A 17785-nucleotide genomic window follows, 5' to 3' on the forward strand; every position below is an offset into this window, starting at 1 on the left:
GCGCGCCCTGCCCGCTGACGGCGGCTGGCTGGCCCTCGCCTCGCGCTGTGCGCTGCTGCTGCCGCTGAAAGCGGGCGAACGTTTACCGGCGATTACCGTGCAGCTTCGTGCCGCGCGGCCCCAGCCGCTACAGGTCTCGCTGCTCACCAGTGAGCAACCGACTAACACCTGTGGCGATCGAACCCTCGCCACGCAAACCCTCAGCGTGAGCGGCCAGGCCAGCTATCAGCTGAATTTTGATTACTGCGCGGATACCGATCGCTATCTGTTTATCGCTTTCGATCAGCAGCCAGAGGTTGAGGTGGCACTGACCCGCCAGCGCCTGCCCGGCGTGATGATGGTGTTCAACAGCCTTAACCCGCGCGTGGCGAAACGCACCCGGCAGATTAACGACGGCGATTATGGCGTGGATGAGTTTGATTTCTGGCTGCCGCGCCGTGCGCCACATCAGATCCAGCTGGCCTTCGCGCTCGATGCGCCGCTCAGGCTCTGGCACCGCGACGCTCTGCTTAACGGTAAGCTGCGCCTGGAGGGACATACCAACTGCTGGGTTCCGGCAGCGGACGATAGCCAGCCGTGCGTAAGCTGGCAGTGGCAAAGCGCGCAGCAGGCCAGCCATCTCACTTTACTGTTTGATAACGATTTCGATCATGCGATGGAGACGGTGCAGATGGGCCACGCTGAGGCAGTTACGCCGCACTGCACCACGCACTATCGCCTGTGGCTGGATGACAGGCTCCTGGCGGAGGTGAGCGATAACCATCACTCGCTGCGCCACCATGCCATTCCTGATGGCGTCAGCTTTCAGCAGATTCGCCTGGAACTGCTGGCCAGCGCGGGTGCGTTACCCGCCCTGTATGGCCTGCACCTGCATCAGAAAGCGGCGATGCCCTGACGCGCCAGCTGGAGAGCAATAAACCACATCACGCCGCCGACCAGCAGATTAATGATGCGCTGTGCGCGTACGGTACGCAGGCGCGGCGAGAGCCACGCAGCCAGCAGCGCCAGGCCAAAGAACCAGAACAGCGATGCGCTGGCCGTGCCCAGCGCAAACCAGCGCCGCGCTTCCGTTGACGGCAGCTGGCTACCCAGGCTGCCCAGCACCACAAACGTATCCAGATAGACATGCGGATTGAGCCAGGTGACGGCCAGCATGGTGGCAACAATGCGCCAGCGCCCCTGCTTCAGCGCATCATCGCTTGCCAGCGTCACATCGCCCTGCCAGGCGCTGCGTAGCGCGCCCCAGCCGTACCACAGCAGAAACGCCACGCCGGCCCAGGTAATCAGCATTAACAGCATGGGTGATTGATTGAGCAGCGCGCTGCCGCCAAAAATCCCCCCGCAGATGAGCGCGATGTCGCTAAGCGTACAGAGCGACGCCGTCATTAAGTGGTAGTGGCGTTTGATACCCTGATTGAGCACAAATGCGTTCTGCGGCCCCAGCGGCAGAATTAGCGCTGCCCCCAGAGCAAGGCCTTGTAAATAAACAGATAACACGGTGATATTCCTGCATAACGTGAAGATGCTCTGCAGTATAAAGATGCGCGGATATTAGCGGAAATTGAAAGATTTAATCGGGTATTAGCAGAAGTGATAGCGGTGAAGCGTTATGACAATGGATACCGTAAACGGCGCGGGATTTAACATCCATCCCACCAGTGCGTGTTGTAGGGTGCGCATTCATGCGCACCACCACAATCTTCGGCACTATTCAGCGCGCGCAGGCAGCTGTTCGCTCTTAACCTGATGCAGATGCACATCCATCTGCGGATAAGGGATACCGATGCCGTGCGCATCCAGCGTACGCTTGAAGTTCTTCATCAGATCCCAGTAAACGTTCTGCAGATCACCGCTTTTGCTCCAGCAGCGCACCACAAAGTTGAGCGAAGAGGCGGCCAGCTCATTCAGGCCAATCTGAATGCCCATCTCCTTCAGCACGCGCTCGTCGGCTTCTACCACTTCACGCAGCAGCGCAATCACCTGATCCACATCGGCGTTATACGCCACGCCAATAATGAACTCGTTACGACGGATCGGCTCACGCGAGAAGTTAATGATATTACCACTGATAATTTTACCGTTCGGCACCACCACGATTTTACCGTCAGCGCTTTTCAGCGTGGTAGAGAAAATCTGCACGTTCTGCACGGTGCCCATCACGCCACCGAGATCGACAAACTCACCGGTTTTGAAAGGACGGAAAGTCACCAGCAGTACGCCAGCCGCCAGGTTGGAGAGCGAACCCTGCAGCGCCAGGCCAACGGCTAAACCGGCAGCACCCAGTACGGCAATGACCGAAGCGGTTTGTACGCCCACGCGGCCCAGGGCAGCGATAATGGTGAAGGCAATAACGCCATAGCGCACCAGCGCGGAGAGGAAATCGGCAACCGTGGCATCAATATGACGCGCCAGCAGTACCCGGTTCACCGCATTAGAGATAATGCGCGCGATGAACATCCCGATAATGATAGTAATGATCGCGGCAACGATATTCACCGCGTAGCTCAGGATCAGCGCCTGATTGCGTACCAGCCAGCCACCTGCATTGTTAATGCCGTTAACGACATTGAGATCTTCCATTTGTTAGCCCTGTTGTTGAGTTTCCCGCAGGAAAGTACAAAAACTGCCAGATTCGATCCGACACTCCCGCTAACAAGGGTAAACAATAATGTGACGAAGCGCCAAAGTTGCGCTGAATTGCTTCACTTTTTCCGACCGGACGCATAAAAAAAGGCCCTTCCGGGCCTTTTTTGTACTGTAAGTAAAAATTACAGCACGTCTACCGCGTTCAGCTCTTTGAAAGCCTGCTCTAAACGCACAACCATGGAGGATTGTGCAGCACGCAGCCAGACGCGTGGATCGTAGTATTTCTTATTCGGGCTATCGACGCCGTTCGGGTTACCGAGCTGGCTCTGCAGATAGGCTTCGTTAGTTTTGTAGTACTGCAGAATGCCGTCCCAGGTTGCCCACTGGGTATCGGTATCGATGTTCATCTTGATCACGCCGTAGCTGATAGACTCTTCGATCTCTGCTGCAGAAGAACCGGAACCACCGTGGAACACGAAGTCCAGCGCATTGTGCGGCAGACCGTGCTTCTCAGCCACGTATTTCTGCGAATCACGCAGAATGGTTGGGGTCAGTTTTACGTTGCCTGGCTTGTACACGCCGTGCACGTTACCGAAAGAGGCGGCAATGGTGAAGCGCGGACTGATTTTGCTCAGCTCGGTGTAAGCGTAGTCCACGTCTTCTGGCTGGGTGTACAGGGCAGAAGCGTCCATATGGCTGTTGTCCACGCCGTCTTCTTCGCCGCCGGTGCAACCCAGTTCAATCTCCAGCGTCATGTCCAGCTTCGCCATGCGCGCCAGGTACTTAGAGGAGATCTCGATGTTCTCTTCCAGTGACTCTTCGGAGAGATCAATCATGTGTGAAGAGAACAGTGGCTTACCGGTTTTCTTGAAGTGCTCTTCACCGGCATCCAGCAGACCGTCGATCCATGGCAGCAGTTTTTTCGCACAGTGGTCAGTATGCAGGATAACCGGCACGCCGTACTGCTCAGCCATCAGATGCACATGGTGCGCACCGGCGATAGCGCCGAAGATTGCCGCGCCCTGTGGCTTATCGGTTTTGAAACCTTTACCGGCGATGAAGGCAGCACCACCGTTGGAGAACTGAACGATGACCGGCGCTTTAACTTTGGCCGCAGCTTCCAGTACCGCGTTGATGGAGTCCGTGCCGACGCAGTTAACTGCTGGCAGAGCGAATTTGTTTTCTTTCGCTACTTTGAAGATCTTCTGAACGTCATCACCAGTGACAACGCCGGGTTTTACGAAATCAAAAATTTTAGACATGGTTGTGTCCTGTTTCGTTTATCGTTCATCCCATTAAGGGGACATCGATTTGTTGCCTTCACCATGAAGGCCAGCCTTCAGACGGCACCGGAGTGCCGCCCCCAAAAATTACTGCTTTGCGCGCTCTTCCAGCATCGCTACAGCAGGCAGTTTTTTGCCTTCCACGAACTCAAGGAATGCGCCGCCGCCGGTAGAGATGTAGGAGATCTTGTCTTCGATACCGAACAGATCAATCGCTGCCAGGGTATCGCCGCCACCGGCAACCGAAAATGCATCGCTGTCTGCAATGGCGTTCGCCACAATCTCAGTCCCTTTACGGAAGTTCGGGAACTCGAACACGCCAACCGGGCCGTTCCACAGGATAGTTTTGGCATCTTTCAGCAGTTTTGCCATCGCCTGTGCGGTTTCGTCGCCGAAGTCCATAATCTCTTCGTTATCTGCCACTTCAGAAACCTTTTTCACGGTTGCTGGTGCAGTTTCAGAGAATTCCGTGCCCACGCGGGAGTCGGTCGGCACCGGAATGCCGTGCTCATCACGCAGCGTTTTCGCTGCTTCCACGAAGTCTGGCTCGTACAGGGATTTGCCCACGTTGTTGTCGATCGCCACGAAGGTATTCGCGATACCACCGCCCACAATCACGGTGTCTGCGATCTTCACCAGCGACTGCAGCACATCAAATTTGGTTGAGACTTTAGAGCCGCCCACCACTGCCACCAGCGGACGCTCCGGGTTGCTCATGACTTTGCCCAGCGCTTCCAGCTCCGCAGACAGCAGCGGACCCGCACAGGCGATAGGCGCGAACTTGCCCACACCGTGGGTAGAAGCCTGCGCGCGGTGCGCCGTACCGAAGGCGTCCATCACGAAGACGTCGCACAGGGCCGCATACTTCTTCGACAGCGTCTCGTCGTCTTTCTTCTCGCCTTTATTGAAGCGCACGTTCTCCAGCACCACCAGCTCGCCCGCGCCGACTTCAACGCCGTCAAGGTAATCTTTTGCCAGGGTAACCTGGGTGCCGTTCAGTTTTTCTTTCAGGTAGTTAACAACAGGCAGCAGGGAGAACTCTTCGTTGTATTCACCTTCGGTCGGACGACCCAGGTGAGAGGTAACCATCACTTTCGCGCCCTGTTTCAACGCCGCTTCGATGGTAGGCAGAGAAGCACGGATACGTGCATCTGACGTCACTTTCCCCTCTTTCACTGGCACGTTGAGATCGGCACGGATCAGAACGCGTTTACCAGCAAGATCCAGATCGGTCATCTTAATTACAGACATGGTGAATCCTCTCGTTGATTCTCATAAGTTTTGCCAGACGCAGTCCGCGTCTTACCTGAAACCGCTTGCGGCCATTGCTAACGTGGTGTCGATCATACGATTAGCAAAGCCCCATTCGTTGTCACACCAGACCAGGGTCTTGATAAGGTGATGACCACTGACCCGCGTTTGCGTGCCGTCCACTATGGCACTGTGCGGATCATGGTTAAAATCTACTGAGACTAACGGTAATTCCGTATAGTCAACTATACCACGAAATGCCCCCTCTGACGCGTTTTGCAGCAAGGCGTTGACCTCGCACGCCTTCACCGCGTCACGCACCGACACGCTCAAATCAATGGCTGTCACGTTAATTGTCGGTACGCGCACGGCAATCGCTTCAAAGCGATCGTTAAATTTCGGAAAAATACGCGTGATGCCTGCGGCAAGACGGGTATCCACCGGAATGATCGACTGGCTGGCGGCGCGCGTACGGCGCAGGTCACTGTGGTAGGCGTCAATCACCTGCTGGTCATGCATCGCGGAGTGAATCGTGGTCACGGTGCCCGACTCAATGCCAAAGGCGTCATCCAGCAGCTTGATCACCGGAATAATGCAGTTGGTGGTACAGGATGCGTTGGAGACAATGCGGTCAGTTTGTTTAAGAGCCTGTTCGTTCACGCCGAACACTACCGTCGCATCCAGATCGTTGCCGCCCGGGTGCGAGAACAGCACTTTCTTCGCCCCCGCCTGCAGATGCGCTTCCCCGTCGGCGCGGCTGCCGTACACGCCGGTGCAATCCAGCACGATATCGACGTTCAGCTCCCGCCACGGCAGTGCCGCGATCTCCGCCTGATGCAGGATACGGATGGTGTCATCGCCTACCCACAGCTGGTCACGCTCCTGGCGTACATCAAAGGCGAAACGGCCGTGGCTGGTGTCATACTTCAGCAGATGCGCCATGCCGACGGCTTCTGCCAGTTCGTTGATGGCCACCACGGTGATCTCCGCGCGGCGGCCGGTTTCATACAGCGCACGCAAAACATTGCGCCCGATACGACCAAAACCATTGATAGCGATGCGAACCGTCATCTCACTTCCTGCCACAACACCTAAAAAACGTGCCAAATACCTTGAGCGTTTCGCTACGTTTTGTACAGGGAATTCTTGCCTGCAGCGGGTGACAAAAGAGGGCTACTCACCTGCAACTGAAACGGTTCAGCGAGAATAAAGCATGGAAGGAATAACAGGAATGATTGTGATCAACTGCGCTGCTGATTATTGGATCTGCGTCACAATTTTGCGCAGAGGAATTATTACTGCAGGAATAATTGAACCGTTTCAGGTTGGAAACGTGGAAGGCAATGAAACAGGGTGCGCATGAATGCGCACCCCGGGGTTCACGGTGGTCGGAAAGATCAGACCACGCTTTCAGTTCTGTAGGGTCGCCATTCATGGCGACCGCTGATTACAGAATGGATTTCGCTACATTCACCACGTTCTCCACGGTGAAACCGAACTCTTTAAACAGCAGCTCTGCCGGCGCAGACTCACCAAAGGTGGTCATGCCCACAATCGCGCCGTGCAGGCCGGTGTATTTGAACCAGTAGTCAGCGATGCCCGCTTCGATAGCCACGCGTGCCGCAACCGCTTTCGGCAGCACGGATTCGCGGTATGCCGCATCCTGCTTGTCAAAGGCGTCAGTGGATGGCATAGACACCACGCGCACTTTACGCCCCTCTGCGGTCAGCTGCTCAAAGGCCGCTACCGCCAGCTCCACTTCTGAACCGGTGGCGATCAGGATCAGCTCTGGCGTATCTTCGCTCTCTTTCAGCACGTAACCGCCGCGCGCTACGTTCGCCAGCTGCTCAGCCGTACGATCCTGCTGCGCCAGATTCTGACGGGAGAAGATCAGCGCTGACGGGCCATCCATACGCTCAATCGCGTACTTCCATGCCACGGCGGATTCAACCTGGTCGCACGGGCGCCACAGGCTCATATTTGGCGTGGTGCGCAGGCTGGCCATCTGCTCAACCGGCTGGTGCGTCGGACCATCTTCACCCAGGCCAATCGAATCGTGGGTATAGACCATGATCTGACGAATTTTCATCAGCGCGGCCATACGCGCTGCATTACGAGCGTACTCGACGAACATCAGGAAGGTCGCGGTGTACGGCAGGAAACCACCGTGCAGCGCGATACCGTTGGCAATCGCGGTCATGCCGAACTCGCGCACGCCGTAATGGATGTAGTTGCCCGCTGCATCTTCGTTGATAGGTTTCGAGCCAGACCACATGGTCAGGTTGCTCGGCGCAAGGTCAGCGGAGCCGCCCAGGTACTCTGGCAGCAGTTTGCCGAAGGCTTCAATGGCGTTCTGCGAGGCTTTACGGCTGGCAATTTTCGCCGGGTTCGCCTGCAGCTGCTCGATGAACTTCTGCGATTCGGTCTCCCAGTTTGCCGGCAGTTCGTTATTCACGCGGCGTGTAAACTCGGCAGCCAGCTCCGGATGGGCTGCGGCATAAGCGGCAAACTTCTCGTCCCATGCGCGCTCTTTTGCCTGGCCTACTTCCTTCGCATCCCACTGGGCATAGATCTCAGAAGGGATTTCGAACGGTGCGTGGTTCCAGCCCAGCTGTTTGCGGGTCAGCGCGATCTCGTCGTCGCCCAGCGGCGCGCCGTGCGAGTCGTGGGTGCCGGCTTTGTTCGGGGAACCGAAGCCGATAATGGTTTTGCACATCAGCAGTGATGGCTTATCGGTGACCGCTTTGGCCTCTTCAACCGCTTTTTTGATGGCGTCAGCATCGTGACCGTCTACGCCGCGCACCACATGCCAGCCGTAGGCTTCAAAACGTGCAGCCGTGTCGTCGGTGAACCAGCCATCAATGTGACCATCGATAGAGATGCCGTTGTCATCATAGAACGCGACCAGTTTGCCCAGCTTCAGCGTACCGGCGATGGAGCACACTTCGTGCGAGATGCCTTCCATCATGCAGCCGTCGCCCATGAAGACATAGGTGCTGTGATCAACGATATCGTGGCCCGGACGGTTGAACTGCGCCGCCAGCGTACGCTCAGCAATGGCGAAGCCAACCGCGTTAGCGATGCCCTGGCCCAGCGGGCCGGTGGTGGTTTCCACACCTGCGGTGTAGCCGTACTCCGGGTGACCTGGGGTTTTAGAGTGCAGCTGACGGAAGTTCTGCAGCTCGCTCATCGGCAGATCGTAACCGGTGAGGTGCAGCAGGCTGTAAATCAGCATGGAGCCGTGACCGTTCGACAGCACAAAGCGGTCGCGATCTGCCCACAGCGGGTTAGTCGGATTGTGGTTCAGGAAGTCACGCCACAGCACTTCAGCGATGTCCGCCATGCCCATCGGGGCACCCGGATGTCCCGATTTGGCTTTCTGTACTGCATCCATACTTAACGCGCGAACGGCGTTGGCAAGCTCTTTACGAGAGGGCATCTTCTACTCCAGGTCGGATTAATGCTCCGCCGCGCTTAACTTATTGTAATTAATCAGTTATAAGGCGAAGCGAGAAAAAAGTCGCACATCAATGTACATGAAAATCGGGTGGAAAGTACATGTACCAGGGTGCTAAATCTGCTGGTCAGAGGTTGCAATTCCGGCCATGTCTGCTAGCCAACATGGCTGTTGCACGCTATAACCAAAGCGTTTAAACACCTGCAATCGTTTTCGGGTGTTTTTTTAACTACTTGTTACTTAAAAGGATGCTGATATGAAAGTACGAGCTACGGTGCTTGCTCTGGGAATGGCTGCGCTGCTCAGCGGCTGCGAAGGTATGAATAACAACGGCCTGTTGCAGTCTGGCGCGCAGGCGTTTCAGGCTTATACCCTGAGTGATGCGCAGGTTAAAGAGCTGAGCGATCAGTCCTGTACGCAGATGGATAAAGATAATCAGGTGGCTGCCGCCAGCAGCAGCTACCAGCAGCGTCTGAATAAGATCGCCACCGCGCTGGGCGATAACATCAACGGCGTGCCGGCTAACTACAAGGTCTACATGACGAAAGACGTGAACGCCTGGGCGATGGCAAATGGCTGTATCCGCGTCTACAGCGGCCTGATGGATATGATGACCGATAACGAAGTGGAAGGCGTGCTCGGCCACGAGATGGGGCACGTGGCGCTTGGCCATACGCGTAAAGCGATGCAGGTTGCGTTTGCCACAACCGCAGCGCGCAATGCCGCAGCCTCCGTGGGCGGCGTGATTGGTTCGCTCTCGCAGTCACAGCTGGGTGAAATGGGTGAGAAGCTGGTGAATGCGCAGTTCTCGCAAACCCAGGAGTCGCAGGCTGATGACTACTCGTTTGATTTGCTGAAGAAGCGCGGCATCAATCCGCTGGGCTTAGCCACCAGCTTTGAGAAGCTGGCAAAGCTGGATCAGGGCCATCAGAGTTCGATGTTTGATTCCCACCCCGATTCTGCCGCGCGCGCGCAGCATATCCGCGAGCGCATTGCCGCCGGGAAATAAGCCAAAGCTGGCGACCCTCTTGGGTCGCCAAAAACCTTAACCCTTATTCGCTGCCTGAACGTGCAGCATATCCAGCGCCAGCGTTGCCGCCGCCAGCGACGTCAGGTCCGCATGATCGTACCCCGGCGCCACTTCCACCAGATCCATCCCGACAATATTCATGCCCTGCAGACCGCGGATCAGCTTGGTCGCCTTATCGCTGCTCAGGCCACCGATCACCGGCGTACCGGTGCCAGGCGCATGTGCCGGATCCAGACAGTCGATGTCAAAGGTCAGATAGACCGGCAGATCGCCCACGGTGCGCTTCACTTCCGCCAGAATGTCATCAACGCTGCGATCGTTAACCTGTGCCGCATCCAGCACATTGAAACCAAGGCTCTTATCGAACTCAGTACGAATCCCGATCTGCACCGAGTGCTGCGGATCGATCAGCCCCTCTTTCGGTGCGGTGAAGAACATGGTGCCGTGGTCGAAAGTCGGACCGTTGGAGTAGGTATCGGTGTGCGCATCAAAGTGCACCAGTGCCATCTTGCCGAAGTGTTTGGCGTGCGCACGCAGCAGCGGCAGCGTCACGTAGTGGTCACCGCCAAAGGTCAGCATGCGCTTGCCGTTAGCCAGCAGCTTCTCCGCATGCGCCTGCAGTTTGTCAGACAGATCCTGAGAATCACCGAACGCATAGACCAGATCGCCGCAGTCCACGACATTCAGACGCTGACGCAGATCGAAATCCCACGGCCAGCGGCAGCCTTCCCACGCAAGGTTGGTAGAGATCTGGCGGATAGCACCCGGTCCAAGGCGGCTGCCCGGACGGCCTGAGGTGGCGGCATCAAACGGAACGCCGGTGATAACCCATTCGGCGTCGCTGTCATACGGCTGGAAGTTCACCGGAAAGCGCATGAAACCGAAGGCATTGGAAACCAGGGAGTTGTCGTACTGATTGCCCAGGGTGTTATACATAACGAGTCCTCTTTAATCCGTAAAGCTGTTAGCCAGTTAAGGTATAGATGAAAAAAATCCCCTCCGCGTCGTTAAGCCCGACGAGGAAGGGATGGGATAGCGCAATTATCGCGGAGATCGTTACGCCCTGCAATCTCCATACGCTTAGCGTTCGCGCAGCGCCTCGCCGGCCTTATTAAACGGTTTGATCAGATAATCCATAATGGTTTTCTCACCGGTTTTGATATCCACCGTTGAGACCATGCCCGGGCTGATGGAGAACCGCTTACCGGCCTTGTTCTGCACGTAGTCGTTATCGGTACGGATAAAGACGCGGTAGTAGTAGATCTCGGGCTTCACCTCATCCTGAATGGTATCGGGCGAGATGCTCTCCACCACCCCGTTCAGGCCACCGTAGATCGCGTAATCGTAGGCGGAGATCTTCACCACAGCCCGCTGGCCGGGGTGGATAAAGGCGATATCGCGCGGTGACAGGCGCGCCTCAATCAGCAGCCGATCGTTCATGGGCACAATATTCAGCAGCTCCCCGTTGGGCGGGATCACGCCGCCCACGGTTGAGACCTTGATATTTTTCACAATGCCGCGCATCGGCGAGCGGATCGTCAATCGTGTGACCGTGTCTTCCCGCCCTTTAATCACCTGCGCCAGGCTGTCCGCTTCCGCGCTGGCTTTTGCCAGCTCTTCACGCGCCTGCACATAGTATTGCGAACGCATATCCGTGAGTTTCAGCTCCAGATCCGATTTATCACGCTGCAGCCGCAGCACCTCTACACTGCTGGCCGCGCCGGTTTTTGCCAGGCGCTGCGTAATCGCCAGCTCGCGGTTGGCCAGCGCCAGCGACGCATTAAACTGCCGGGTGGCATCGTTAAGCTGCGCGCGCTTAGTTTTATACAGCCGCGTTTCCGAGGCGATTAAATCCGGATAGGCCTTGAGCTCATCGGGAAAGGTCAGCGGATCGTCATTCACTTCCGCCCGCAAGCGCGAGGCCGCCGCCAGGGCAGCCCGGTAACGTGCGGCACTCTCGCCCACGCTGGATTGCGAGCGCGTAGGATCCAGCTTTGCCACCACCTGGCCGGCCTGCACCTGATCGCCCTCATGCACGTAGAGTTCGGTAAGAATACCGCCCTCCAGCGACTGCAGCACCTGCTCACGCGAGCTGGGAATCACCTTCCGGTGCCGGTGGAGACCTCATCCAGCACGCCGAACCAGGCCCAAACCAGCGTCACCAGGATCAATGCGGTGCTGATCACGATCAGGCGCACCGCACCGGTGTAGTGGGATTCTGATTTCAGTTCACCGAGCAGATCGTCCGAGGAGTCAACTTCAGCGGCCGTCACCAGCCGCAGTTTAGCGGGGAGTTGCTTCATCATGATTGCGCCCCCGGCAGGTTCTCGCTTGCGCGCGGCGCAGGCAGCGCGCTCTCTTTCGGGCTATCCATCACCAGTTGCCCCTCCTTCAGCACCAGCACGCGATCCACCAGCGACAGGATCGCTGCGCGGTGCGTGGCCACCACCAGCGTGCGGCCATTGAGCCACGCGCCGAGCCGCTCAATAAACTCTTTCTCGGTATGATCGTCGAGCGCAGCAGTCGGCTCATCCAGCAGCACAATATTGGGATCGCGCAGCAGCATACGGGCCAGCAGCAGCGACTGGCGCTGACCGCCGGACAAACCCACACCGCCCTCCATCACCGGGTGATCCAGTCCGAGCGGCAGCCGGCGGATAAACTCTGCCCCGCCGCTCACCGTCAGCGCGCCAAAGATCGCATCGTCGGTAGCGTGTGCCGCACCCATGGTCAGATTCTCGCGCAGCGTGCCGTGGAACAGCCGCGCATTCTGCGTCAGCAGCCCGACATTGCGGCGCACATCGGCCACATCGATATGCGGCAGGCTGAGGTTATCGAGCCGCAGCTCCCCGCCAACCAGATCCATCCCGCCCGCCATCGCCTGCAGCAGCGTTGATTTACCGGAGCCGTTGCGCCCCAGTACCGCGATGCGCTCCCCGGGTTTGATGGTGAGAGTTTTGATCCGCAGCGCCACCGTCAGCGAATCGGTGTAGTAACGGAACATAGCATCGGTGAACTGATAGTGACCAAACAGCACCGGGCAGTGAATGCGCGTCTCGTCTTTGCTGTTCTCCACGGGCAGGCTCATCAACGCATCCAGACTCCCTTTGGCCGCTTTCACCTGCTGCCAGCGGGCCAGCACGCCGCACAGTGTCGCCATCGGCGCAATCATGCGCGACGACAGCAGCGATGCCGCCACAATCGCACCGGTGGTGATATCGCCGTTGATCACCATCGGCGCGCCCACTACGATGACGCTGGCGTACACCAGCCCCTGCACCGTCACGCCCCAGCTGATCAGCGAGTGCATCACTTTGCGCATCTCTACGCCGGACTGCGCGGTAATGCGGATATAGCTGTTCCACTGCTGCAGGAAGCGATCTTCCGCCTGCATCAGTTTGATATCCTCCAGCGCCTGTACGCTCTCCACCAGTACTGCATTGCGCAGCGTCGACTCCTTCAGGTTCTGCTGCGCCAGCTTCGCCAGCTTCTTCTGGCTCAGCAGGCCGGGCAGGATCATCAGCAGAACGGCTACCGGTGCGATCCACGCCAGCTGCGGCGCGATGATCGCCATCACCAGCATAAACAGCAGGAAGAACGGCATATCCACAATCGCCGTTACCGTGGTTGACGTCACCATTTCGCGGATCGCTTCCAGCTCGCGCAGCTGGGAGATAAAGGTACCGGTTGAGCGCGGCACCGCGCTGTTGCGCAGACGCAGCGCGTGACCAAATACGCGATCGGAGACGCGCATATCGGCGCGCTTGCCCAGCAGATCGGTCACGTGATCGCGCCCGACACGCAGAATGTAGGTAAACACCACCGAGATGATCACGCCAATGTAGAGCACATAGAGTGTCGGGTAGGACTGCGCCGGGATCACCCGGTCATACACCTGCATGGAGAAGATGATGCCGACCAGCGCCAGCAGGTTGATCAGAAATGATCCCAGCATCACGTAACCGTAAGGGCGCATATCGTGCAGCACCAGGCGGCGCAGCCAGTCTGGTTTTACCGTGGCGAGATAGCGATCAACGCGGCTGTCTTTCGCGGCGGTTACCGGCCGCAGCGCGGCGGCAAAGCGGATCTCCGGTAGCAGGTTCGCCAGCGCAATCGGCGCCGGTTGTTCATCACCGGCAAAATGGACGCGCACCTCATCGTCACCGTCAAAACTGGTGATCACGCCCACCTGACCGTCGCTCAGCTCAATCGCCAGCGGCAGGCGCCAGCTGGTGATCTCCCACTGATTCTCTTCATAGAGCTGTAGCGATAAACCGGCCTGCCGCGCCAGGTGGCGCAGCGCCTTATCGCGCGTCTGCTTACCCTGCCACTCGCTGGCCGCCATGATCATGCCCGGCGAGCAGGGCAAGCGGTAGTGAGTGGCGATCAGGATAATCGCCGTAGCCCAGCCGTTGAGCGGCACATCGCCGCCGGTCGCGCTGTCGGTGCTACCGTTGGGCGCATCGGGAAGTTGTAGTTGTGTCATGGCTGAATCTCCACGGACTGAATGCGTTGATTATTCAGCGCAAATGCCGACCGCATCTGCCCGGTGCTGTATAAGCAGTCGAGCTGCAGTGAGCGTAACTGACTGATGGTTTGCTGCAGGGTAAAGCGGGTCTGGAACACCTCCTGCTCGGCGTTGAGCACATCCAGCAGCGGACGCGTACCGAGCTGCAGATACTGATCCTGATACAGCTGCTGAGTTTTCTCCCCCAGCGTCTGCTGCCGCGCCATGATGGCCAGACTCTGCGACAGGCTGAGCGCTTCGTTTTGCGATTCGCTCAGCTGCTGCCGCGCTTTCAGGCGCGCAGAGTTTACCGCTGCATTGGCTGCCTGCAGCGCATTCGCTGCCGCATCGCGCGCGGCGGTGATGCCGCCGCCCTGATACAGCGGCATTTCTACTCTGACAAATGCCTGATACTGGGTACGATCCAGCGTTTCGCTGCCGGAATAGTGGTTATTGAGATAGTGCGTCACCTGCGGCTCCAGCGAGATAGTCGGCAGGTTCTGTGCATTCGCGTTATCCAGCTTGGCCTGCGCCTGATTCGCCTGCGCCCAGGCCGCCAGCACCGCCGGGTTGGTCTTATCATCGGCTTTACCGACCGCGCAGGATCGCGTCAGGTTCGTCGGGAAATCATCGCTCACGCGCTTTACCAGCGGCCAGCCAAGGTAGGTTGCCAGCGTGGCGCGCCAGCGTGCAAGGCTGGCCTGATACTGCGTCAGGATTGTGCGCGCGCCTTCAATACGCGCATCCGTCTGCGTAGCGTCCGAGAGCGAAGCGGCGCCCTCCTCGTTGCGCTGCCGCGCCAGCTCGCCAATTTTGCTCAGCGCCGCCAGCTGATCCTGCGCAATCTTTACCAGCCGCTGATACCCCTGCACCTGCACGATGGCGGCCGCCGTGTCATGCGCAACGGTATCAATACTGACCAGCACATTGGCCTGCTCCTGCGCCACGCCCGCTTCAGCGGAGCGCACCGAACTGCTGACTTTGCCGAAGTCGTACAGCATCTGCGACACCGACAGCACAAACGAGGGGCTAAAGCCCTTTTCTGAGTAAGCGTTACTGTAGCCGTTATTCATCCCGCCGCTGATTTGCGGATAGTATTTGGCTTTCGCCACATCGACCTGATTGGCCTGCTCCAGCATCCGGCCAATGGCCTGCGCCACATCGGGATGCCACTGAATGGCGCGCTGCACCGCCTGGCTGATGGTTAAGGTATCGGGCACATTTGCCAGCGCGGGCTCGGCCACCTGACCGGTTAATGACGGAAGCTCCTGCTGTTGCGCCAGCCCTGCCGGGCTTATGTATCCGGCACGCGTAAGGGCATCACTGGCAGCAAGAAGATGAGAACTGTGAAATAAAACGAGGCCCGCGCAGAGTACGCGGAGCTTACAGGAACGGCGAGAAGTTGCGCCGGAGTGCATCAGATCCATCGATTGTCCACCAGTCAAAATAGAGAAAGGGGCACATCCTGTGCCCGTTAAGCGTCCCTGCGTCACATCACCACTATGCCGTGTGGTTTTGGTGCGGCTGCTGCAGTAACTCCTCCAGTGAGACGTTTACGCCTTCCAGCGTAATCAGCTGAGTACTGCTGTAGCCCGTTCCGCTACCGTCACGGTCAATTGAGAGCACAGTATTGCCATCAGAAGTATGGTCCACTTTCACAAAATCATTAATATTACTTGTGGAATCATTCCAGCCGATCAGCAGGTTACTGACGTCAACCTTGTCACCCTGCGCGACGTTAAAGTCGGTCCAGGTGTCATGGCCGTTGCCGCCCGTACTGTCTGCTGCGCTCAGCAGATGGTAGACCAGCGTATCTGCGCCGGCACCGGTGGTGATGGTGTCGTCGTAGGCGCTACCGGTCAGGCTGTCAGCCCCCGCAGTACCGGTAATGGTTGGGTGAAGCTCAATAGTGAAGCTATTGGTGGTGATGGTGCCGTCCTTCGCGGCCAGGGTATAGGTAAACACCTCTTTATGCGTCATGCTCTGCACATCAAGATTCGCATTCAGCGTATAGGTGTAGCTGCCGTTGGCGGCAATGGAGAGCACCCCATAGTCACCCGCGACCAGCGTGGTTCCGGTACTGCTTACGGTGGTGAAATCGCCGTGTTCATTAGCGATACTCAAGGTTCCGGCGTGGCTGGCGGCGCTGTCGCTCCAGATAGTGCCGCTGGCATCATGCTCGGCGCTGGTCGCTTCCGCCGCCAGGCTGGTGGTGGCAAACAGCGCAGTGGCTACACCGTTATGCAGCGTGACGGAGAGCGTCGCCGTGGTTATGGCCCCATTGGCATCCCGCACCGCATAGGTGAAGGTGTCCGCTGCTGGCAGGGTATCGATATTCAGGCCCGCCTTCAGCGCATAGGTGTAAGCGCCCTTCGCATCGATTGTCAGAGTCCCGTAAGCGGTATTGATGATCGTATTACCGCTTGCGGCCACTGCACTCCCGCCTACCGTGGTAACCGCCGTGCCCGCCGGAATGGTGCCGGCGATCGAGCTGGTGTCGTTAGTCAGCAGATTACCGGTGACCGTCGCTGCCGTGGTGACCGCCAGGGTAGTGAAGTCCGATACCGTACTAACTGTGGTGGTCGGCAGGACACTGACGTTGGTGGTTGCCGCGACGACTACCGCATAGTTGCCGGTCCCCAGCGCGCTGTAGGTAACGTTGCCGCCCTTCAGCGTGCCGATGGTCAGCAAGGCGTTGATGTAGTTAGGCTGCGAGCGAATCAACAACCACGAGCCGTTCGCCTGCTGCTCATAGAGGTTCAGCGAGTAGTTGGCCGCCAGACCGATACTGGTCACAGAGCCGTTAAGCGTCACCGTACGCGTATCGTCCGGACCCACGTTGAACAGATAAGCGTTACCGTTGTTAATTACGCTGGCATTCAGCAGCGTACCCAAGCCTACCGTCAGCAACGCCGTGTGCGACGAATTGACCGTGCCGTTGCTTACCGTCGCCTGCGTAGTGGTGTAATCGACTTCGTTGGTGTCATTGGTCGCCACCACGCGGATCGCACCAACCAGAGAAGCACCCGGTGAAACGTTACCGGCGCGGTCCGTCTGCGTGACCGAAAGCGTTGCGCCGGTGGTTTGAGCAGTGCTAAGCGTGACCGACCAGGTACCGCCGGTGCCCACTGTCGCCGTGCCAAGCGCGTTACCGCCGGCATCGCGCACTGTCACCGTGGCACCGATTTCACCGCTACCCGTGACGGTAGTACCGGCACTGTTGATCGCCAGCGCACTGACGGCCGCCGGTGGTACGTTATCCACGTTCACTGTCGCTGTGGCGTTACCGGTACTGACATTGCCCGCTGGATCGGTCACCGTGGTGCTCAGCGTATGCGCACCATTCGCCAGGGCGGCGGTGGTAAAGCTCCAGGTGCCGCCGGTGCCTGCAGTGACAGACCCGATCGCCGTTGCGCCATCGAAGATGGTCACTACTGCGCCAGCTTCTGCCGTGCCGCTCAGGGTTGGCGTGGTATCACGGGTGTACGCGCCATTCGCCAGCGATACCGGCGTGGTGCCGGTGTCGTCGGTGATGGTAAGCGTGCTTGCCACAGGCGCCACGGTATCAATACGCAGCGTGGTTGAGGCCTGCGGACTGGTGTTGCCCGCCGCATCGGTCTGCGTGACATTGAAGGTGTGGCTGCCGTTGCTGAGCGCGTTGGCCACCACAA

General features: G+C 58.1%; 11 protein-coding genes and 2 pseudogenes. 2 read left to right on the forward strand and 11 right to left on the reverse strand.

All coding sequences use genetic code 11. From position 1 onward, the window contains the following. Positions 1–895: pseudogene (locus tag HA48_RS12950) on the forward strand (FAD-dependent oxidoreductase); the annotation flags it as partial. Here the strand turns inward: HA48_RS12950 and argO are convergent. From argO to tkt, 6 genes are all read right to left on the reverse strand, one after another. Continuing rightward, positions 874–1497: an arginine exporter ArgO gene (gene argO / locus HA48_RS12955; RefSeq protein ID WP_128601682.1), complete on the reverse strand. Its 624-nt coding sequence runs from the start codon at positions 1495–1497 to the stop codon at positions 874–876. The pseudogene HA48_RS12950 and the gene argO sit on opposite strands and share 22 nt — an antisense overlap. 210 nt (positions 1498–1707) lie before the next feature. Continuing rightward, on the reverse strand, positions 1708–2580 hold the full coding sequence (mscS, locus tag HA48_RS12960) for a small-conductance mechanosensitive channel MscS (RefSeq protein WP_128601683.1): 873 nt from the start codon (positions 2578–2580) through the stop codon (positions 1708–1710). Between the two features lie 188 nt (positions 2581–2768). Continuing rightward, positions 2769–3848 carry a class II fructose-bisphosphate aldolase gene (fbaA, locus tag HA48_RS12965; protein ID WP_128601684.1) on the reverse strand — a complete coding sequence of 360 codons (1080 nt, stop codon included), beginning with the start codon at positions 3846–3848 and terminating at the stop codon, positions 2769–2771. Positions 3849–3956: 108 nt separating this feature from the next. Continuing rightward, a complete protein-coding gene (gene pgk, locus HA48_RS12970) occupies positions 3957–5120 on the reverse strand; it encodes a phosphoglycerate kinase (RefSeq protein WP_128601685.1) in 1164 nt (387 codons plus the stop codon). A gap of 51 nt (positions 5121–5171) precedes the next feature. After that, entirely contained in the window at positions 5172–6191 is a 1020-nt protein-coding gene (epd, locus tag HA48_RS12975; protein ID WP_128601686.1) for an erythrose-4-phosphate dehydrogenase, read from the reverse strand. Positions 6192–6567: 376 nt separating this feature from the next. Beyond that, positions 6568–8559 carry a transketolase gene (gene tkt, locus HA48_RS12980; RefSeq protein ID WP_128601687.1) on the reverse strand — a complete coding sequence of 664 codons (1992 nt, stop codon included), beginning with the start codon at positions 8557–8559 and terminating at the stop codon, positions 6568–6570. Between the two features lie 274 nt (positions 8560–8833). Here tkt and loiP point away from each other — a divergent pair, with 274 nt between their 5' ends. Further along, positions 8834–9586 carry a metalloprotease LoiP gene (gene loiP, locus HA48_RS12985; RefSeq protein ID WP_128601688.1) on the forward strand — a complete coding sequence of 251 codons (753 nt, stop codon included), beginning with the start codon at positions 8834–8836 and terminating at the stop codon, positions 9584–9586. A gap of 36 nt (positions 9587–9622) precedes the next feature. Here the strand turns inward: loiP and speB are convergent, their stop codons facing one another. The 5 genes and pseudogenes from speB to HA48_RS22510 all read right to left on the reverse strand — a co-directional run bounded on the left by speB (position 9623) and on the right by HA48_RS22510 (position 17780). After that, a complete protein-coding gene (speB, locus tag HA48_RS12990) occupies positions 9623–10543 on the reverse strand; it encodes an agmatinase (RefSeq protein ID WP_128601689.1) in 921 nt (306 codons plus the stop codon). A 144-nt stretch (positions 10544–10687) separates the two neighbouring features. Then, a pseudogene (locus HA48_RS12995) lies at positions 10688–11910 on the reverse strand (HlyD family type I secretion periplasmic adaptor subunit). Beyond that, the gene (locus HA48_RS13000) at positions 11910–14093 is read right to left on the reverse strand and encodes a type I secretion system permease/ATPase (RefSeq protein WP_128601690.1); all 2184 of its coding nucleotides are present in this window, start codon (positions 14091–14093) and stop codon (positions 11910–11912) included. Before HA48_RS13000 ends, HA48_RS12995 begins: the two are co-directional and overlap by 1 nt. Next, entirely contained in the window at positions 14090–15541 is a 1452-nt protein-coding gene (locus tag HA48_RS13005) for a TolC family outer membrane protein (RefSeq protein ID WP_128601691.1), read from the reverse strand. The genes HA48_RS13000 and HA48_RS13005 overlap by 4 nt, the downstream gene beginning before the upstream one ends. A 73-nt stretch (positions 15542–15614) precedes the next feature. Then, positions 15615–17780: an Ig-like domain-containing protein gene (locus HA48_RS22510; protein ID WP_244182840.1), complete on the reverse strand. Its 2166-nt coding sequence runs from the start codon at positions 17778–17780 to the stop codon at positions 15615–15617. Positions 17781–17785: the final 5 nt, after the last annotated feature.

This window comes from Pantoea wallisii (assembly GCF_002095485.1).
Lineage (GTDB): Bacteria > Pseudomonadota > Gammaproteobacteria > Enterobacterales > Enterobacteriaceae > Pantoea > Pantoea wallisii.